This window comes from Duganella zoogloeoides, from assembly GCF_034479515.1.
GTDB lineage: Bacteria > Pseudomonadota > Gammaproteobacteria > Burkholderiales > Burkholderiaceae_D > Rugamonas > Rugamonas zoogloeoides.
The window spans coordinates 2,526,648-2,547,123 of record NZ_CP140152.1; the positions used below are offsets into that span (position 1 = coordinate 2,526,648).

Here is a 20,476-nt window from a genome sequence, read left to right on the forward strand (position 1 = left end):
TGTCAGAATAGTCTCGCACTTGGAGGCGTTTGGACGGGGCACTTGGATTTTTCTCAGGATGGCGCTTGGCGCAATTCTCGGACTGGTTGTTGCTCTCTATTTTATTGGAGCATTACAGGAGAACGTGTCCACCCTGGCGAAGGTTGTGGCGCTCTCCATCCTCTTGGGGTACGCTGCGCCGAAGTTATGGGTTGCGCAGGAAAATATTGTAGTGAGTGAGGGTTTGAAGCGCCTCCAGGACGCAATGTCGAGTCAAAGCCCCCCACCTAAGTCAACAACCGACACCACTTCGACGCCAGTTCAGTGAACGAATGGTTACTTGAATGGCCGACAGATATTGCCTCAAGCGCCAAAATTTTCACACCATTTTAGACCGCCCTCGAGGCGGTTTTTTTATGCCCGGGCCATATGCACATAGTCATCAACATCATCTGCTGGCTGTGGGTCGGCTGGGTCGGGTTCAACCTGTTCATGGTCGCACTGGCCGCCACCGTGCTGCCGGTGCATCAGGCGCACTTCGACGGCTTCCGCGCGCGGCTGCCGACCTGGTTGCCTGAGCTGCTGACCAGTGACGAAATAGCCGCGGTGATTTCGCACGAGCACGGCCACCGGCACCACCTGCACGTATGGACCAACCTGGCGCTGCGCTGCCTGTTCCTGAATCCCGGCGCGCGCCGCCGGCGCAGGCAGGAGATCGAGGCCGACGACTTCGCGGTCGCCCATGGGCACGGCCGCCACATGGCCAGCGCGCTGCGCAAGCTGTCCAGTCACCCTGATGACCTATCCCGGGCCGAGCGCCTGGAGCAAATGTAACCAAACCCGAATTTCACCAAGCCGCCTTCGAGCGGCTTTTTTTATGCCGCAAGCGGACGCGACGCGGTGCACGGCCGGAAGGCCATCGATAGGGCGGATGCCCGGAAAGTCAGACCATGCCATTCAAATTTAATGCCGACGGCACCATCGCAATGGACGCCGAAAAGAAGATGCCGATCTTCATCCACGCGAACGGTACCGAGGCGCCCTTCGACGCTGACACGACCATCGCCAACATCGGCAAGCTGAACGGTGAAGCCAAAGGCCATCGCGAGCGCGCCGAAGCAGCGGAAGCGAAGCTGAAGAGCTTCGACGGCATCGAAGACGGCGTGGCAGCGCTGGCCGCCCTGAACACCGTAAAGAGCCTGAGCTCCGGCGAACTGAAGACGGCAGCACAGGTCAAGGAAATCCAGGATGCCGCCGCCAAGACCGCGCAGGAGCAGGTTGCAGCGCAGGCCAAGGCCAGCGCCCAGCAATTGCAAGAATTGACCGCAACGCTGGAGAAGCGCACCAACGAATTGAATAACCACATGATCGGCGGCGGCTTCACGGGCTCGAAGCTGTTCAATAAAGAAGCCAAGCACCCAAGCCAGTTGGCGATCCCGCCTGAGATGGCGCGCGCCTACTTCGGCAACAACTTCAAGGTTGAAGACGGCAAGATGGTTCCCTACGACGCCGCTGGTAACAAGATTTTTTCGCCGACCCGCCCTGGTGAAATCGCCGACTTCGATGAAGGTCTCGCGCAGCTCGTCGCCGCCTGCCCGTTCAAGGATCAGATCCTCGCGGGCTCCGGCGCATCCGGTGGCGGCGCCCAAGGCAGCGGCGGCAAAACGCCGGACGGCAAGAAGCAGATCACCCGCGCAGCGTACGACGCCATGGACCCCATGGCCCGTGCAGGCGCAATGAAGGAAGGCGCTGCGATCGTCGATTGATCGCCTTCCACGCAGTAATTGAGGCCCGCCGCGCGCGGGCTTCTTCGTTTTCAGCAGTACCGCAGTGCTTTGCCGGCGCCTGGATGGGCAAGTCGGTGCTTTTGGGCTGGATGGCCTCTCTGTTCAAAACCTCAAACCACCAATTAAAGGCAATTCCACCATGAAGAAAATGTTGATTTCCCTCGTAGCCCTGGCTGCGATGGCCATGTCCTCGACGGCACAGGGCGCCAGTGCCTGCGTCGATAAAGCTGCGTTCTGCGTCAAGGTCGTAGGCGAACTGGTCCAGGCCCACGTCTGGAACTACGCCGCAAAGACTGGCCTGGTGCTGGGCCCGAATAACCTGACCGGCCTGATCACCACCTTGTACAACGCGATGGACGTGGTCTCGCGTGAGCAGGTCGGCATGATCCCGGCCGTGTCCGCTGACATGACGTTCGCCCGCGCTGCCGTCGGCCAAGTCGTGACGTCGCCTGTCGCTCCTGCCGCAACCGCAACCGACATCACGCCAGCCGTGACTCCACCGAACGACGGCGATCAGAACATCGGCAACAAGTCGGTGACCCTGACCAAGGCGCGCCGCGTGCCGATCCGCTGGAATGGCGAAGAAAAGCTGGCACTGGATAACAGCGGCAACAGCTACAACATCATCCTGCGCGACCAGTTCGCCCAGGCCATGCGCACGCTGTGCAATGAAGTCGAATCGGACCTGACCGCGCTGCACGTCAAGGCCTCGCGCGCTTACGGCACCCCGGGCACCGCGCCCTTCGGCATTGCCAACGACCTCGGCGACACCGCCGGTGCCCTGCGCATCTTGGAAGACAACGGCGCCCAAGGCCTCGACTTCCAGATGGTTCTGGGCTCGGCCGCGATGCAAAACATGCGCGGCAAGCAGTCGGGCCTCTTCAACGTGGAGAAGGCCGGCCGTGAAGACATGCTGCGCGACGGCATCACCGATCGCTTGCAGGGGCTGGCGCTGCGCCAGTCCGCGCAGATCAAGCGCCCAGCGAAGGGTACTGCTGCCGGCGCCACCACCAATGCAAACGGCTACGCCTTTGGCACCACGGTCATCACCTTGGCTGCCGCCGGTACCGGTTCGTTCGTTGCGGGCGACGTGATCAGCATCGCCGGCGACCCTGAAAACAAGTACGTGGTTTCGTCCGGCGACGCCAGCTCGGCGGATGGCGGCACCATCACCATCGCTGCGCCTGGTCTGCTGCAAGCGATCCCGGCCGCTGCTACCGCGATCACCGTCGCCAACGTCGCGGCGCGCAACCTGTTCTTCGCCCGCTCGGCAATCGTGCTGGCGACCCGTGTTCCGGCGCTGCCAGCGCAGGGCGACTCGGCCGCTGACCGTACCATCATCACCGATCCGGTTTCCGGCCTGTCCTTCGAGGTCAGCATGTACATGCAGTACCGCCAGGTGCAGTACGAGATCGCGCTGGTCTGGGGTGTAGGCGCCGCGAAAGACGAGCACATCGGCATCCTGCTGGGCTAATCCTTCAACATCACCCGGCGGCCGCCAAGGCGCCGGGCAACCTGCGAGAACGCAATGCCAACCATCAAAGTCAAATCCACCCATCCGGCCACCCAGGGCGCTTTTGTCGTCATCGACAAGGCCGACTTCAATCCCGACGTGCACGAGCTGTACGACGACGGCACCGACCAGGGCATGGGCGTCGTCGAGCGCGCGCCCCCCGTCGCCGAGCTGCAAGCCGCTCACGAGCGCCTGCTGGCGCGCGAACGCGAAATGGACGCCGAGCGCGACCGTCTGGCCGACCAAGCGCGCGCCAACGAAGCCGAAGCTCTGCGCCTGGCCGACGAGCGCGTCGCTGCCGAGAAGGCCGCAGCGGACAAGGTTGCCGCCGACAAGGCTGCTGCCAAGGCGGCCGAAAAGGCCGCAGCGGAATCCGCGAAGAAGTAAAGCACCACCAGCATCACGACCAGCCCGCCGCGCGCGGGCTTTTTCAATTTCGCCACCGAGATAGCCAATGTCCAACACCACCACGATCAAAGTAGGCGAGTCCGCCAAGACCATCATGCTGTCCGAGGGCAAAGCGCTGGTCCTGACCGGCGCGCCAGGCACCTCCGGTGTGGCCTACCTGCTGGACCAGGCGCTCGGCGGTACCAACTCGCTGCGGTCGTGGACCGTCGGCGCGGGCGCTCTCGCGGCCATTGGCCCGTACGAAAATACCCAGAAAATCCACATTACCTGTTCGGCCGGCTCGATCGCCGCCACGGTGAAGGAAGCGGTGTTGACGATCTCGGCCACGCCGGCACCAACCGCGCCCGGACAGCCCGCCAAGCCCGTGCTGACCGCGATGGCCGGCGCCGTGAGCTTGGCCTGGACGCCCGGTGCCGCAGGCAGTACCGCGACCACCGGCAACATCTGGACCGACATCAACGGCAACGTGACGCAGTTGACCGCGAATCCACAGGTCATCACCGCGCCGGCTGGCACGCCGTACACCGGCACGGTGACCACGCTGAACGCGCAGGGCGCCGGCCTGGCATCGGTTCAGGCGGATGCGGTGACGCCGACGGCCGCACCAGCTACGCTGCGCACGTTCGAGACATTCGATGTCGCTGGCAACAACACCAACACGTTCAACCGCGTGGCGGTGGCCGAGCTGGGGCGTGCCAGCCTGATTATCCGCAGCCCTGCCAGCAACACGGCACAGATCGCGCTGGGTTACCGCGATGCCGACAACCTCAACAATCCTAACCCCGATTTCAGCGCGCCCGTCCTGATCAACCCCGGCGAGGAAATGTTCAGTGACAACGACCAGATGCAGTACTACGCACGACAGAACGCCGCTACCGCCGTGACCGGCCAATTTGTAGAAGTCGAGAGAGTGATCACGCTATGACCCGCACCGTCCGCGCAGCAACCCCCCGCGCCAATCCTCAGTACACGATGACCGGTGTCGAATACATCGCACCGGGCGCATCTGTGATTGGCATTTCTAAAAACGGCGCTCGATTTTACGGCTCGACTGGCAACATCCTCAAAATGTGCCTGGATCTGGCCACAGCCAGTACGCCGACGTGGACCAACGTTCATGATTTCACGGCCGAGGGCGTCACCAACCACACGGTGGGCGGCATCCACGAGATGTTCAACGGCGAGGTGCTGGTTGCCTGTACCAACGGCAGCGGTTTCTCGGCGCTGTACCTGTCCCTGGGCTGGTCAGCAAATCCTGCCACGGCCACGTGGACCAAGGTGCTGACCGCAACGAACGGCATATTCAGCCCGCAATACTCGCTGACCGATTTCTGCTCGGGCACCAACGGCGTGGTGTACCTGATCGACTCCAATACCGCGCAGACGCTGGGCGGCGAGTCGAACGCAGCTACCGACGCAACGCGCGGCGGCTTCGGTATGCTCTCGACCGATTTCGGCAAGACCTGGACCAAGGTCTTCGACCTGGTGGCCTATGCGACGTCGCGGGGATTTCCGTACGCGTCCGGCCTGCACACCCACGGGAGTTGCTACGACGAGGTGGATGATCGCATCTACCAGATGTACGGCGATAACACCGGCCAAGGCAAAGACGTAGCAGGCATTAGCTTTGCGCAGGTCGTGTACAGCGACGATCGTGGCGTTACGTGGAACCGACTGCCCAACCCCGCGAAATACGACACCAATGCACCCAGCTCAGCGAGCACCATCCAGTACATCAGCGTGGCGCCTCTCGAAACCTGCGTACTGTTCAGCCCTGACGTCAACCAGCCAACCGCTGCCGTGATGTACCCGCGAGCAGGCTACCGGCAGTTGGGGGTAGCGCACATCAGCACCACGATTTATTACGGCGGTGTGAATGGCTACATGCAGCGCACTGGCGTCGGCATTGACAAGCCGTTGTTCGTCGGCGGTACTGTCGTGCAGACTCAAACTGGCAGTCGCAAGGTGCAAATTCCGATGCTCCACCCAGGGCAATCTGCATGGTCGCGCCTGGACTACGATATCCCGGTGCAGTCTCCCAACATTACCGGCTACGGGTTTGGCCGCGTGTTTGGCCCGTTTGCCAACAATCGAATCGTAGCAACTTGCCGCCACAGCGTCGGCGGATCCGGTAGCACGTTGATGCGCGCAACGCTGGTAAACCCTACGTAAGGAACGCAGATGCCCCTCATCATCGAAACCGGCGCCGGCCTGCCGGATGCTGACAGCTATGCCAGCGTGGCCGAGGCTGATCGCCAGCTGGCCGCCTTGGGCGTGACCTACTGGGCGCCGCTGGATGAGTCCGACAAAGAAGTCGCGCTCCGCAACGCGACCCGGTTCATGCGTACGAACTACCGCCTGCGCTGGGCCGGCCAGCGCGTCCACCAGACCCAAGCGCTGGACTGGCCGCGCTACGACGTCTGCGTTGACGGGTGGCCTGTCCGCAGCGACGTCGTGCCGACTGAGGTTGTCAGCGCCTGCATCGACCTGGCGGCGCGGGCAGGGCGCGGCGAGCAGCTGATGCCCGATCTCGACACCGGCTCGAACGTCGTGAAGCGCGACAAGACCGGTCCGCTGGAGACGGAATACTTCCAGAACACGACCGAGGCGCGCGAGCGCTTCGTGGCCGTGGATGCCGCGCTGGCGCCGTTCTTCGGCGCGACCGGTGGCGCGGGCATGATCAAGTTGGTGCGCGGATGAGCAAATACCCTGTGGTGCACATCGAAGGCTGCGCTGTGCACGAAAATACCTACACTTCCGGCGGCAAGGTTTGGACTGTCACCAACCTGGTGGCGCGCGCCAAGGACATCGAACCTTTCGATTTGCCGCTGGCGGCGATCTATGCGGGTGTCGATGTCTGGACGCCGACGGGTTCCGCCTACGGCATGGCCTTCCACATGCGCCGCGCGCTGGACGTGGACACCAGTTACCCGATCATCCTCTGCGAAGAGGGCTTCATCATGGACGGGTGGCACCGCGTGCTGCGCGCGTTGATCGACGGCAAGGCCACCATCAAGGCTGTGCGCTTCCCGAAGACGCCGCCGCATGATTACCTCCAGGCGACCACATGACCGACTACGCCAAGAAAGCGCGCGAGACCGACGGCAAGCTGCGCAAGAAGGGCGGCACGGTCACACTGCGCCGGATCGTGCTGGGCGACGACGATCCTGACACGGGCAAGCCCGAACAGACGATCACCGACTTCGCGGCCGCCGGCGTCAAGTTCGGCTATGTGGCCGAGCGCATCGACGGCAAACTGATCCAGTCCGGTGACCAGGAGCTGTTGTTGTCGCCGCTGCAACTGACCGGCCAGCCGCTGCCGGAGCCGTCCACCGGCGACCTGGTGCTGATCAACGGCGCCAGGTTCGCCATCCACAACGTCGCCAAGCTCGAGCCGACCGACGTCGTGATCCTCTACACCCTGCAACTGCGAGGCAACTGATGGCTGGATCCTTCAGCGCTGACCTGACCAACTTTATCCGCCACACTGGCGGCAACATCGACAAGGCGCACCGCATGGCCATCGTGCTGGTGGCGCAGGGCGTGGTGATGGGTTCGCCCGTGGACACCGGGCGCTTCCGTGGGAACTGGCAGTTCGGCAAGGTGCTGCCGCAGGGCACACTACCCACGCTCGACACCTCTGGCGCCGCCGCGATCGCGCGCATCGCCGGCCAGACGGTCGGCGTGAAAGCCGGCGGCGAGGTTTGGGTCGTCAATAACCTGCCGTACGCGGGCAAGCTCGAATACGGCTACAGTCAGCAAGCGCCCAGCGGCATGGTGCGCGTCACCCTGTCCAACCTGCCGGCGGCGCTGGAAAACTACGTCCGAGGCCTGCAATGAGCAACAAGATCATCCGCTCCGCGCTCGAAGGTCACCTCAAGGCTTGGGCCGCCGCGCAGGTGCCGCCGCTGCCGGTGTTCCTTGAGAACCGGAGCAAGGTGCCGGCCACGGGCGAGCGCCACCTGCGTGCCGACCTGATGCCGGCGGAAACACTCGACCCCAGCCAAGGCGCGCAGCACCGGCGCTACCACGGCATGTATCAGGTGGGCGTGTTCCTGCCTGAGAACGAGGGCACCGGCGACGCCGACGATTTGGCTAAAGCCATCGAGGTGCTGTTCAAGTGTCCGACCGTTATCGCCAAGCTGGGCCTCAACGTCCGCATCATGCAGACGCCATCGATTGTCGCCTCGCGGCCCGACGGCGCCGGCTTCTGGATGACACCCATCACCATCAAATACTCGGCTGACGACTTCAGCTAAACCGCCGCACATCGCACCATCCACCAGCGCCTTCGGGCGCTTTTTTTTCGTCCGAAAGGTTCTACCATGCCTATTCAAACCCAAGTTCTGACCAAGGTCATCCGCAAGAAGGAGGCCGTGTTCGGCACGCTGGCCGGCGCCACCGGCGCGCGCGAGTTCCGCAAAGTCAGCGACAGCATCGCGCTGAAGAAGAACAAAATCCAGTCCGCCGCAATCCAGACCAACGCGCAGCGGCCGATGGCGCGCCACGGCGGCCGCACCGTCGACGGCAACATCGGCGTCGAGCTGGCCCTGGGCCTGATCGATTCCGAGCTCGCTTCGGTAGTGCGTCGGGACTGGACGGCTGTGGGGCCGCTCACCAACCTGACCGTGACGGCCTCGGCCGCCGCGCCACACTTCGTCCGCGCCGCTGGCTCGTGGGTCACCGACGGCCTTGCCCTGGGCATGCTGGTCAAATTCAGCGGCTTCACCGCCGGCGCCGCTGCGAACAACGGCAAGCTGTACACGATCATCGCGCTCACCGCCACCGAGATCACCGTGGCCGAGACGGTCGTGGCCGCCGCCAGCGCCGCGGCCATCGGCCTGACCGTACCTGGCAAGATTACCTACATCCCTGAGACCGGTCACACCAACGACAGCTACACCATCGAGAAATGGTACAGCGCCGTGGGAGAATCCTACCGCTTCACTGGCCAGCGCGTGGCCTCTATCAACATCGGACTGGCTGCCGATGATAAAGTCTCGGCCGAAATCGCGTATATGGGCCAAGACCGCAAAAAAGATGTGGCACAGTACTTCACCAACCCCGCCGCTCCTGGCGGTGGCGACATGCTGGTCACGCCTTCTGGCCTGGCGATCATCAACGGCAAGGCCACCAAGGTCTGCACCAACTTCAGCCTCGACATCAACGGCAATGCGTCAGTTGGCAAGGTGGTTGGCGCGAACGTCACGCCGGACGTCTTCATGGACATGATCGATGTCAGCGGCCAGATCAGCGTGTACTACGAGAACGGCGAAATGGATGACTACTTCGACCAGGAGCAGGCCATCTCGCTGATCAACCGCCTCGACGATGGTATCGGCGGCGCGTTCGTCATCGCCATGCCGTACGTGAAAGTATTCGGCGGCGGCGAGTCGGGCGACAAGGAGATTATCCGCCAGTACGACTACACGGCGGGCCCGAATGCCGCTGGCACCGGCGCCGGCAAATCGACCATCCTGCTTCAGGATACCACCCTGGTGTAGCCCATCCGACCCGGCCGCGCGCCGGGTTTTCATTTCGGCGCAAGCCACCCCAGCACGGACCGGACGCTGTCGCCTTCGTCGGCGCAGCGGCCGGCACCGGCACCTATTCATCCGACGAAAGGTTTTATCCATGAACACCATCACCAACACCGAAACCACCGCAGTCGCTACCGCTCACAACGCCGCCACCAAGATCCTTGACGCTGGCTTCGATATCGCCCTGCTGCTGGCGCCCGATGCCAAGTCGATCGAGAAAACCTTCACGGTCAGCGTGCTGTTCGATGATGACGGTAATCACAAGGCCGGCTTCGAGATCGTGAGCAAGAACTCTACCCAATATCGCGATGTGATCCGCGCCACCTCGGTCAGCGCGATCAAGCGCAGCCAGACGAAAAAGGAGCAGATCGACGCCAAGACGGATGTTGGCGCCGGCACTCTGTTCGACCTGGGCGAAGACCGCAACCAGAAAATCGCTATGGCCGTGGTCGTCGGCCTGCCTGGCTTCGTAAGTGCTGGCCAGCCGGTACCGGTGACCGGCGAATTCCTCAAGGCCGTCTTCGACAAGTTCCCGACCTGGCAAGACGCCATCATCGCCGCACTGGAAAAGGACGCCAATTTTTTGGCGATCTAAAGCGGCAGCTGCTTGAGCACGCCGAGGCGTCGCTCAAGCTTTCGGCCAAGCAGAAAGACGGCAAGACATTGCGCTGGCACCTGGAGAAGGTGCTGGAGCAGACCGGCATCACGCCGCCGCAGCTCGACACCCCACCGATCCCGCATGAGTTGGTGCACGTCTGGGAATACTTCTGCCAGATGAGCGCCAAGCGCACTTGCGGCGCCATGGCAGCCAATCCCATTTCCGACGAGCAGGTGATGGCCTGGGAGCGGCGGCATGGCATCCGCCTGTCGCCGTTCGAGGGCGAATGCGTCGACGCGCTGGACCAGGTTTTCCTGACTAGCGAGTAGGGCGGCCGCGTGCCGCCTACACCGAATTACCAGCCGCCCGCGAGGCGGCATTTTTATTGGGCCTCCCATGACCGTTGATGTCGCCACCCTCGCAATCCGCATCAATTCGCTGGAAGCGCGCAATGCCGCCCGCGATATGGACCGCATGCGTGACTCCGGCGGCCGGGCCGAGCAGCAGACCAACGCGCTCGAATCGGCGAGTCGCAAGCTGGCGGGCGCGCTCGCACTACTGGGTATTGGTGCCGGCATCGGTAGCATCATTAAGATGGCAGACGAGTACACGAAGTTCAGTGCGCAAATCAGGTTGGCGACCCGCTCACAAACTGAATACAACCAAGCAATGGAAGATGTGCGCCGAATTTCCACGGCGGCGCAGCAGGACTTGGGCTCGACCGGTACGCTCTATGCCCGAATCGCAAATAGCCTACGCGAGATGGGAAAATCGCAGAAGCAGGTTTCCGACATTACTGAGACAGTCAATCTGGCGCTGGCGGTGTCAGGCGCAACTGCTTCGGAGGCGGCGTCTGCGCAGCTCCAACTTTCCCAGGCATTTGCATCTGGCGTACTTCGCGGCGAAGAATTCAACGCGGTGAATGAGGCCGCGCCACGCCTTATGAAAGCGTTAGCCGATGGCATGGGTGTTCCGATCGGCGCACTGCGCAACATGGCAACCGAGGGGAAAATCACGTCGCAGATCATGGCCGAGGTTTTGCCAAATGCACTGGAAAAAGTCCGCGAAGAAGCGAAGAAAGTTCAGACCATCGGGGGCTCATTCACGGTATTTAGAAACAGTATTGTTGAGCTTGTCGGCGTACAGGCTCAGGCCAGCGGCGCCGTGTCGAATATCAACACAGTGTTGACGACGCTCGCCGCAAACATGCGCACTATCGTTGAGGTTGCCTTGCTCGCGGCTGCCGCGTATGGCGGCAAGATGGTCGCCGCATTAGTCGAGTCCACCAAGAAAAAAATTCAGGATGCCGCCGCAAGCATCGAGCAGAGTAAGGCAAACCAGTTGGCCGCTCAGTCTGCGGCAAGCCGTGCCGCTGCCGAGCAGCAGGCCGCGCTTATTGGGCAAAGCAATGCCCGGGCAAGAACGGTGCAAGTCCGCGCTGAGGTTGCGGACGAGCGTTTGCGTGCTGTTGCTGCCGCCACAGCTTCCGAGCAGGCAGTTGCAGCTCGCCAGGCCCTGTACGTCGCCACCGCTCAGATCATTCGCCAAGAAATGGCTCTTGAGCAAGTACGCCTTGCTGCGCAAATCAATAGCATCGGGCGCGCTCAGCGCCTTGCGGAAATGCAAAAGCTCGGCTCTCAGATTGTGGCTATTGATCGCGCAGTTGCGACCCAAAACGCCGCGCTGACAGCAACTCGCGTCGCCAACGAGCAGGCGGCTGCAACGGCCGCAACCGCCGGCGCGGCGCGGATCATTGCCGCGCGTGAGGCTGAGACCGCCGCTACAGGCGCCGCCGCTGCGGCAACCATGGGGCTGCGCTCCGCCAACGCCGCGCTAGCGACCGCCACCGGTGCTGCTTCCGTGGCTGGTCGCATCGGTGCTGGCATTCTTGCTGCGCTTGGCGGCCCCATCGGCGCGGTGATCACCGCGCTGACCTTGGGTGCCACAGCTTGGATGCTTTGGGGTAACAAGGCGAAAGAGGGCAGTGAAAAAGCCGCGAACTCGTTCCGCGAGAATCAGGACAAGGTGCTTAAAGGGCTTGATGAAGAACTTGAGAAGCAACGTGCTCTGCTAAAACTCAAAGGCCAAGGCGTTCCGGTTGCCCAAGCCAATAAAGAACTTCCAGTTACTCAGCAAATTGACGCTACGAAATCGGCCCTTGGTGTGCTTGGCGATACTTTTAAAGGCGGCACTCGGGCAGATATGGTCGCTTACTACAAAGAGCGGGCCAAATTGACTGCCGAACTGAAATTCCTTGAGGGCGGCCTTGTTGAGAGCCGACAAAATGAAGTGGCTATCAACAAGCAAAGCATAGACGAGCGCGTCAAGGGATTGAGGAAGGAAATGGCGACCAACAATGAAAAGAGATTGGCCGAGCTGAAGGCTATCGAAGATCTGAAGGGGAAGACTGCCGATTATGACGACCTTGTCGCACGCATCAACAAGAAGTACGAGGAAAAGGGGGCAACTTCGGCGCTAACCCAGGAAGAAAACGCTTACAAGACGCTGATCTCCAACATTAAGGAAAAGATCGCCGCGAACGAACTCGAAATGGCTGGCTATAACCAGTTGTCCGAATCGCAAAAGTTGACCATCAAACTCGACGCCGAAGTGGCAACCGGCAAGACGAAGCTGAACGCCGGCGACATTGAGCGCGCACGCGCCCTGATTGCTGTAGTTGCGACCACTGATGGCGTGATCGCCGCTAACAAGGCGGCAGCCGAAGGCCTGGCCGGCTTCACGAAAATGCAAAAGGACCACGAAGATCAGGTGGCGAAGACCCTCTTGGTCGCACAAGACGAAGCAGCCAAGAACGAAGAACTGGTGCTCACCTACGGGATGTCGAAAGCGGCCATCGAACAGATGGAACTGGCGCGCTTGGAAAGCCAGTACGCGCAGCGGGTTTCCAGTGCGCTGACCCTACAGGAAATTGCTGACCTTGAGGCGCTGATCGCGGCCAAGCGGCGCAACGTCGCTGCCGTGACCAAGATCGAAGCGCTCGATACCGGCTCCGACGTCGCCAAAGCCAAGGAACTGTTGGATATCCTGGTCGCCGTGGACAACGCGGCCAAGTCGGCCGCCCAAGGTATGGCCGCTTCGTTCGGCACTGTGGGTGCCGCCATCGGGGGCCTGACCACGGCGCTGACCGACTACGCCGTGCAGCAGCAGGCGGTGGCCGCGCAGTTGGCAGCGGTGAGGGCTGATCCGAAGAGCAGCGCCGAAAAGATCGCCAAGGCAGAAATGGCTGCGTCGAAGGCAAGCGCCCAGGCGCAGATCAAATCGTACGGCGATATGGCGGCGGCGTCGAAAGGCTTCTTCAAAGAGAACTCGAAGGGGTACAAAGCGTTGGAAGCGACCGAGCGCGCATTCCGTGCGTTCGAAATGGCGATGGCCATTGAGTCCATGGTGAAGAAGCTGTTCACTATCGGCGCGGTCACCACTGCAACCGTTGCTGGCGAGGGCGCCAAGACCGCAGCAGTTGCAGCCGGCACCGCTGCGCAGGTGGCTGCTGACACGGTGAAGGGCACATCCGCTGCGGCCGTCGCCGTAGCAACGCAGGCACAGGGTGACCCGTATTCGGCGTGGGCGCGCATGGCCGCCATGGTGGCGGCGATGGCGGCTCTCGGCTTTGCAGTCGCTGGTGGTGGCGGTGGCGGTAAATCCGTCTCGCAGCAGCGCCAAGAGACCCAGGGCACCGGCTCTGTATTCGGCGACAGCACCGCGAAATCGGATTCGATCAAACGGTCGTTGGAGCTTGTGGCCGGCAACAGCAATATCGAACTGAGCTACACGCAGGGCATGCTGGCCGCCCTGCGGGGGATTCAGTCGTCGCTGTCGGGCCTCGGTAACGTACTGGTGCGCAACGCTGGGCTGACCGGAGACACTGCGGCCGGCAGCAAGAGTTCGGCAGAGAACCTGGTCAACAACTCGACTTTTCAGCTGGTATTCGGTGGTGTGTTCGGTTTGGCGCTGAACAAGCTCGATCAGGCGCTCGGAGGGTGGGGCGGGAAGCTGGCCAGCTCGGTCTTCGGTGGAAAGACTTCGGTGGAAGACACCGGGTTCAAAATCGATCCGAAGACGCTCGGCGCCGCGCTGGACGGCGGTGTCGCCTCGTTCCAGTACACCGATATCAAAAAGTCTGGCGGCCTCCTGGGCAGTACGAAACGGGATACGGATTGGCGCGGGTTGGGCAGTGAGGCAAATGCTCAGTTCACCATGGTTATCTCGAGCATCGCCGCCAGTGTCGAGACTGCAACCGCTCTGTTGGGTCTGGGTGGTGACGAGTTCACGAAGCGACTCAATGGTTTCGTGATCGACATCGGCAAGATCAGCTTGAAGGGGATGAATACCGAGGAAATTCAGAAAACGTTGGAATCGGTGTTTTCGAAATTGGGTGATGACCTGGCCAGCTACGCTGTTTCGGGTCTGGATGCATTCGCCAAAATTGGGGAAGGGCCGCTTGAGACGCTTACGCGTATCGCATCGAACTACGCCAACCTCGATTCCATCCTGGCGTCGAGTAGCACGTCTTTCGGCCAGGTGGGCATGGCCAGCATCATGGCGCGGGAGCGCCTGATTGAGTTCGCCGGCGGTATCGACGAGTTGGCCAGCAAGCAGTCGAGTTTCAACGACAACTTCCTGACTGAAGCGGAACGGCTGGCGCCGGTACAGAAGTATGTAACGGACCAGTTGACCGCGATGGGCTATGCCGGCATCGACACCCGCGACAAGTTCAAGGATGTCGTGCTTGGCCTCGCCAACAGCGGCGCACTGGCAACTGCGGCCGGCGCTGACACCTACGCGAGCCTCCTGGCCCTGGCCGACGCGTTCGCAAAAACGCACGCGGCAACCGAGGATCTGACCAAATCGGAGCAGGAAATTGCAGACGAGCGCAAGGACCTGCTGCAGCAACTCGATGAGATCACGAAAAGCGAAGCGGAGCTGCTGGTCATCCAGCGCGCCGGCATCGCCGACGTCAACAAAGCCCTGTTCGACCACGTGCAGGCAGCCAAGGCGGTGGTGTCGGCCAAGGATGCACTGTCTGCGGCTTACGACCGTGAATCGTCGGCGGCCAAGACCGCGCTCGATCGCTCGAAAGCGTGGGTCACCACGCTGAACGGCCTGAACGGCAATCTTGCGCTGAGCAACCAGTCCACCCTCACGCCGGAGCAGAAATACGCCGAGGCACGGGCGCAGTTCGAGAAAACACTGGCAGCCGCGAACGCCGGCGACACGACGGCGCAGTCCGGGCTGTCGGCAGCCGAGCAGGCGTTCCTGACGGCCTCGCAGGTGGTCAACGCGTCGGACGCCAAATATGCGGCGGACTACGCGCGCGTGGTCGCAGCCAACCAGGAGGCGGTCAAGTGGGCGAGCCAGCAGGTGGACCTGCAGCAGGCCAGCTACGATGCGCTCGAGGCGCAGGTCAAGGGCCTTATCACCATCAACGACAGCGTGCTGACGGTGGCCCAGGCCATCGCCAACCTGCAAACCGCGATGGGCGTCACCGACAGCATGGGCGGGAAATTCACGAATGCCCCAGCCGTCACGGCGATGGCTGTCGCTGCCGCGCCGGCGATCGATTTCAGCCGGTACCAGGCCGGGTCGAATGCTGGCACGGAGGTGATGGCTGCGGCGATCAAGGAGCTGCAGGAAGAAGTGAAGGGCTTGCGCGCCGACCAGGCAAAACAAACTGGCGCCATGATCCAGTCGAACGAGCGTGCGAACGCCCAGGCGGCTGACAAGGTGGTCGATGGCGTCGAGAAGTCGGCCAAGGTCTCGGCCTGGACATCTACTGTGAAAGGAGAATACGCATGACCGATGAGCAATTCATGGCCTGGCTGAAAAACCCAGCCGCAGTGCGCATGGTGCTGATCGAGGCGGAGGTGAATGTGGCCGGCGCCGAGGTGACGCGCTACATCGCCTCGCGTGAGTACGTCACCGGACCGGCCGACTTGCCGGCCAACACGGTCTATCTGCCCCTTGCAAAGGGCGGCCTAGCGTTCACCGAGCAGGTCAGCCTGACCGGTGAGGCCTCGCTGTCGAGCGGCGACATCGAGCTGGACAACGGCGACGGCGCGCTCGACAGCTGGCTGGGCGACGTGTGGCGCAACCGCCGCATTCGCGCATGGTCCGGCGACCCGGCCTGGCCGCGCGCGGAATTTCGGCTGGTGTTCGACGGCATCGTCGACGACGTGGGCAGTTCGAGCCGCGACACGGTGAACCTGGTGCTGCGCGACAAATTGCAGCGCCTGAATACGCCAATCAGTGAGGCCAAGCTGGGCGGCACATCGCCCAATAAGGACGCGGTGCTGCCGATTCCGTTCGGCGCGTGTTCCAACGTCACGCCATTGTTGAAGAATCCCGGGACACTCGAATATGGTTTCGGCTGTCAAGTCGAAGGAATTATGGGTGGGATTGAATACGGCAGCGAGGCCCGCTACAACGGAAAGCCTGTCGCAATCGATGCCAATTTCGCTGCAGGCAGTTTCAAGCTCCTGCTCAATCCGAACGGGAACACCATCACGTGTAGCGTGTTGGGGGACAACGGCAGCGGGTATGCGCCCCGCATCGCGCCGCTGGTACGCCGCATCGCCACGGCGTACGGCAAGCCGGGCGACCGGTTCACCGACGCCGACTTGGATCTGACCAATCTCGCCGCGTTCGATGCCGCCCACACGCAGCCGGTCGGCCTGTATGTGGCCGATCGTATCAATCAAGCGCTGGCCATCCAGCAGTTGGCCGCCAGCGTCGGTGCGCAAGCGGTCATGTCGGCCACTGGGCAGCTGCGCCTGATTCAGATCGCGCTGCCGGCGCGGGGCGTGCCCGTAGAGATCGGTCCCGACCAGATGCTGGCGAACTCACTACGTCCGGCCGAGCGTCTGCCGGTGGTAGCCGCGGTAAAAATTGCTTTCGACCGAAACTACACGGTGCAGACTGGGTTGGCCGCAGGCTTGCTCCCGTGGCACGCCGACCTGTACGCCACCGAGTGGCTGACCGAGACGGTGGTGGACGAGGCGGTGCAGGCGCGGTACCGGCTGACGGACGATCCGGTGCAGATCGAAACATGCCTGAAAACCCGGGCCGACGCGCGCGGCGAGGCTCAGCGGCGCCTGGCGCTGCGCAGCGTGCCGCGCACCATTTATGAGTTGGACGGAGAGCCAGAGCTGGCCGTGCTTCAGCTGGGCGCGCCGGTAGTGCTACGTGACGACCGCTGGGGCCTGGCTGCTGGCGCGCCGGGTGTGGTGGTGATGATGCAACGAAACTGGCTGACCGGCCGTGTAACTGTAGGAGTAATGGTATGACGGCAATCGTAGGCGAACGCGACAACTTGATCATGAACACCGTGCCGCGCTACGCCGCGCCCATTGATCGCGCGCTGCGGATCACGGCCAGTTCGACCACGTTCGAGGTGTCGCTGACCGGACAGCCAGCGCCGGCGACGATCACGTTCTCCGCGCTGATGCTGGGCGCCGTCGGCGAGATCATGTTCTCGTCGGAGCCACCGGTGGCGCTGGCTGTGACCAATGGCGACGCGGTACTCAAATTCGAGGACATGACCTCAAGCATCGTGACGGTCACGGCCACCACGGTCATCGACGGCCTGACCTATTTCGATCGCCAGACCGTGGATAAACGCCAGGCGCTCGACCTGCGCCCGCCGCCGGCGCCGACTGGCCTGGCCACCACCGGCCAGCCGGCCGCGATTCGCCTGAATTGGGCCGCTGCGCCGGCCAATTACGCTAACCTCGACTACACCGAGATCTGGCGCGCGCCCGTCAACGACATTGCCCAGGCCGCGCCGGTGGCGCGCGCGGACGCGCGCGAATTCACCGATCCAGTGGGGCCGGGCAAAACGCTCTACTACTGGATCCGGTACGTCTCGCGCGCGTCGATCCCGGGGCCGTTCAACAACAGCACCGGTACAGTAGGCGCTTCGGCCATCGAGGTCGAGCACCTGCTCCAGGTGTTGACAGGGCAGATCACCGAGTCGCAGCTGTACGCCGACCTGGGAGCGAAAATTGACAAGATCGAACAGCTTGAGGATGTTTTCGGTGATGCTGTCAGCGCCGCCCAGTCAGCGGCTGCTGCTGAACTCGCGCGTGCTGCTGCGGACCAGGCCGCCGGCCTGGCTGTCCAGTATCGCGACGCGTCCGCGCAGTCAGCGATCTCAGCCGAGACGGATGCCGCCAAGGCCACGTCGCAAGCTGCCGAATCGGCGCAGTCGTCAACAAACGCGGGTACCTCGGCAGCGGCTGCATCGAGATCGAAAGACCTGGCCGTGCAGGCTGCAAACGGTGCTGGGCAGAGCGCTGTCGGTGCAGCACAAAGTAGCAGCAGCGCATCGGGCTTTGCGAATGCGGCCGGCCAGTCGGCGACGGCGGCCAGCGGCTCGGCCACCATGGCGAACACGAATGCCGGCCAGGCCGGCACCTACGCGGGACAGGCCGCCAGTTCGGCCACCGCCGCTAACGGCAGTGCTACGGCGGCGGCCTCATTTCTCCAGCAGGCGCAGGCAATCCTCAACGATCCAATCACAGGTCTGGTCGATAAATATGCAGCCGTGAAAGTGCTGGCCGACGCCACGGCCAGCGCGCTCGATGGTGCGCGGGCGCGGTATGCCGTGCAACTCGATGCGGATGGTGTGGCTGGCGGGTTTGAGCTGATCGGCGGCGGCGGACGCATCGATTTTGGCGTGCGCGCCACGTCGTTTTTCATCGCTGGTCCTTCTGGTGGCCCGGTGGCGCCCTCGGTGCCGTTCATCGTGCGCACCACGGAAACGGTGATCGATGGCGTCACCATCCCGATCGGCACCTACATCGCCAACGCATTCATCCAGAACGCTTCGATCACCAACGCCAAAATTGCCGGCGACATCTGGTCGAGCAACTGGGCGCCAGGCGCCAATGGCAGCGGCTGGTATCTGCAGCGCAGTGGGGATTTCTATGCCAACAGCGTGCGCCTGCGCGGCAACATCGCCGGTGGCGCGTACACCGGCTACTCCTGGCCGGCCAACAACGGTACCGGCTACTACCTGGGTCCTGAGGGGCTGTTGCTGGGCAACCCTAGCACCGGGCGATATCTCCAGGTGGAAGGGGACGGGACCCTGCACGCTCCTGGGTTCTCGATAGAGAACGGCCGCGCCAATTTCTCCGGCAACGTGAACACCGGCATAGGAGCGGGTTTTCGCATCGAGATGGGGCCTGACGATCCGGTGTACGCAATGTGGGCCGGCGCCGGAACAAAAAACGATACGAATGCCATTTTTTACCTGAAGCGCAGCGGTGCCGGCTATTTTGGAGGCGCACTGTCGGCGGGCACCTTGCGCACGGCGGTGACCAATCCATCCATTTCTGCGAACGTTGAACTGGTGGACGGTCCGTTCGGCACCAACGGCGGCGCGATTGCGGTCGTATGTAGCTACAACTACCTGGAATTTAGGGGGCGTGATGGGGGCAGTTATTCAGTATCCGGGCCTGAGTCCAGCGCGACCGTGAGGCTGTATCGCACCATCGGGACGGCCGCAGAAACGCTCGTTCAAACATTCATCATCACAGGCTCGACAACAGTGACTAACTCAGGGATAGCCTCGGAATTGTCATTCTACCAGCGCGAGATGGGTGGTTCATTCACCTACACCGACAATGCCGGCAGTAGCGAAAATCGAACCTATCGCGCAGTGCTGTCGGATCGGAACCTGAAAACGGTGACATTCAATCCAGTTTCCGGGGGGCTCGGAGCAAGCGTCTCGACCCTCAATCAAACCCTGACGATAGTGACCACGGAATGAACAATCTACGAATCCTGCACGACAACGCCGTCGACCGCGCGGTGCTGACGGCATCGAGTCAGGCCGGCGCGCTCGGCCCCGCGAACCTGCAGCGCGACGAGCGGTCGGCGGTGCTGCGCGCGGTCGGCACCAGCGTCATGATCACGGCCACGTGGCCGACGCAGGAACTCATCGCTTGCGTGGCACCGATCCGCACGAACATGAACAGTTCGGCGCGCATGCGCGTGCGGGGGTATGAGCGCGTCGGCGACGCCGTGCCGGTGATCGATACCGGCGTGATGCTCCCATGCCCCGAGGCGCCGCTGGGGGACTCACCATTCGGCTACTTGCCGCTGGGTTGGAACGGCTACACATGGGGCGGTGTGAATACCTGGGCGCGCGGGGGCGGCTCGGACGGCGTGGCCTGGTTCGAGCCGGTCAGCGTGCGGCAGCTGGTGATCGAGCTGTCGTCGGTGGACAACCCGGATGGGTACATCGAGATCTCGCGCCTGGTTGCCGGCATGTACTGGGCGCCGGAATACAACCCCAGCTACGGCGCCAGCCTGACGGCAGTGGACACCAGCGAGGGGTATCGAACTGCTGCCGGTGCCGCCAAAACGAATGTCGGTACCCGGCACCGGCTGCTCAACATAAACCTGGAATTCCTGACGCGGCACGACCGCGCGCGCCTGGCTCGCATCGTGGACGAATGCGGAACAGTGCGCCCACTGCTGTGCAGCTTGTTCCCCGAACACGCCGACCCGGTGCTCGAACAGCAGCACATGGTCTATGGCCGCGTTGCAAATATCGACGCCATCAGCGCATCGAGTTTCGACATCTATTCCGCTCCACTCCAAATCGAAGGGTATTAACGTGGCAAATATA

General features: G+C 62.6%; 18 protein-coding genes. All 18 read left to right on the forward strand.

Annotated features, from left to right (window positions below; genetic code table 11):
• The first annotated feature begins 408 nt into the window (after positions 1-408).
• The 18 genes from SR858_RS11290 to SR858_RS11375 all read left to right on the forward strand — a co-directional run bounded on the left by SR858_RS11290 (position 409) and on the right by SR858_RS11375 (position 20,463).
• Positions 409-813, forward strand: coding sequence for a M48 family metalloprotease (locus tag SR858_RS11290; protein ID WP_019920891.1), 405 nt, complete (start codon positions 409-411; stop codon positions 811-813).
• Positions 814-965: 152 nt separating this feature from the next.
• A complete protein-coding gene (locus SR858_RS11295; protein ID WP_154819795.1) occupies positions 966-1,745 on the forward strand; it encodes a DUF6651 domain-containing protein in 780 nt (259 codons plus the stop codon).
• 169 nt (positions 1,746-1,914) lie between these two features.
• Complete coding sequence (locus SR858_RS11300) at positions 1,915-3,240, forward strand: P22 phage major capsid protein family protein (RefSeq protein ID WP_322534563.1); 1,326 nt, start codon at positions 1,915-1,917, stop codon at positions 3,238-3,240.
• Between the two features lie 54 nt (positions 3,241-3,294).
• A complete protein-coding gene (locus SR858_RS11305) occupies positions 3,295-3,666 on the forward strand; it encodes a hypothetical protein (RefSeq protein ID WP_019920894.1) in 372 nt (123 codons plus the stop codon).
• A gap of 67 nt (positions 3,667-3,733) precedes the next feature.
• Positions 3,734-4,612: a hypothetical protein gene (locus SR858_RS11310; RefSeq protein ID WP_019920895.1), complete on the forward strand. Its 879-nt coding sequence runs from the start codon at positions 3,734-3,736 to the stop codon at positions 4,610-4,612.
• Positions 4,609-5,859, forward strand: a complete 1,251-nt coding sequence (locus SR858_RS11315) for a sialidase family protein (protein WP_154819796.1) — start codon at positions 4,609-4,611, stop codon at positions 5,857-5,859. The genes SR858_RS11310 and SR858_RS11315 overlap by 4 nt, the downstream gene beginning before the upstream one ends.
• 9 nt (positions 5,860-5,868) lie before the next feature.
• Entirely contained in the window at positions 5,869-6,387 is a 519-nt protein-coding gene (locus SR858_RS11320) for a DnaT-like ssDNA-binding protein (protein ID WP_019920897.1), read from the forward strand.
• Positions 6,384-6,758, forward strand: a complete 375-nt coding sequence (locus tag SR858_RS11325) for a hypothetical protein (protein ID WP_019920898.1) — start codon at positions 6,384-6,386, stop codon at positions 6,756-6,758. Before SR858_RS11320 ends, SR858_RS11325 begins: the two co-directional genes overlap by 4 nt.
• Entirely contained in the window at positions 6,755-7,129 is a 375-nt protein-coding gene (locus SR858_RS11330) for a hypothetical protein (RefSeq protein WP_019920899.1), read from the forward strand. Before SR858_RS11325 ends, SR858_RS11330 begins: the two co-directional genes overlap by 4 nt.
• Positions 7,129-7,527 carry a hypothetical protein gene (locus tag SR858_RS11335; RefSeq protein ID WP_019920900.1) on the forward strand — a complete coding sequence of 133 codons (399 nt, stop codon included), beginning with the start codon at positions 7,129-7,131 and terminating at the stop codon, positions 7,525-7,527. Before SR858_RS11330 ends, SR858_RS11335 begins: the two co-directional genes overlap by 1 nt.
• Complete coding sequence (locus SR858_RS11340) at positions 7,524-7,946, forward strand: phage tail terminator-like protein (protein WP_019920901.1); 423 nt, start codon at positions 7,524-7,526, stop codon at positions 7,944-7,946. Before SR858_RS11335 ends, SR858_RS11340 begins: the two co-directional genes overlap by 4 nt.
• A gap of 66 nt (positions 7,947-8,012) precedes the next feature.
• Positions 8,013-9,191: a phage tail tube protein gene (locus tag SR858_RS11345; RefSeq protein ID WP_019920902.1), complete on the forward strand. Its 1,179-nt coding sequence runs from the start codon at positions 8,013-8,015 to the stop codon at positions 9,189-9,191.
• A 130-nt stretch (positions 9,192-9,321) separates the two neighbouring features.
• Entirely contained in the window at positions 9,322-9,822 is a 501-nt protein-coding gene (locus SR858_RS11350; protein WP_019920903.1) for a hypothetical protein, read from the forward strand.
• Positions 9,823-9,890: 68 nt separating this feature from the next.
• Positions 9,891-10,154, forward strand: a complete 264-nt coding sequence (locus tag SR858_RS11355) for a phage tail assembly chaperone (RefSeq protein ID WP_019920904.1) — start codon at positions 9,891-9,893, stop codon at positions 10,152-10,154.
• Between the two features lie 67 nt (positions 10,155-10,221).
• Positions 10,222-15,639: a tape measure protein gene (locus SR858_RS11360; RefSeq protein WP_084669860.1), complete on the forward strand. Its 5,418-nt coding sequence runs from the start codon at positions 10,222-10,224 to the stop codon at positions 15,637-15,639.
• Positions 15,636-17,126, forward strand: coding sequence for a serine/threonine-protein kinase (locus SR858_RS11365; protein ID WP_019920908.1), 1,491 nt, complete (start codon positions 15,636-15,638; stop codon positions 17,124-17,126). Before SR858_RS11360 ends, SR858_RS11365 begins: the two co-directional genes overlap by 4 nt.
• Positions 17,123-19,612 (forward strand): phage tail tip fiber protein, encoded by a 2,490-nt coding sequence (locus tag SR858_RS11370; RefSeq protein WP_026637109.1) that lies wholly within the window; start codon positions 17,123-17,125, stop codon positions 19,610-19,612. Before SR858_RS11365 ends, SR858_RS11370 begins: the two co-directional genes overlap by 4 nt.
• Positions 19,609-20,463, forward strand: a complete 855-nt coding sequence (locus SR858_RS11375) for a hypothetical protein (protein ID WP_019920909.1) — start codon at positions 19,609-19,611, stop codon at positions 20,461-20,463. The genes SR858_RS11370 and SR858_RS11375 overlap by 4 nt, the downstream gene beginning before the upstream one ends.
• Positions 20,464-20,476: the final 13 nt, after the last annotated feature.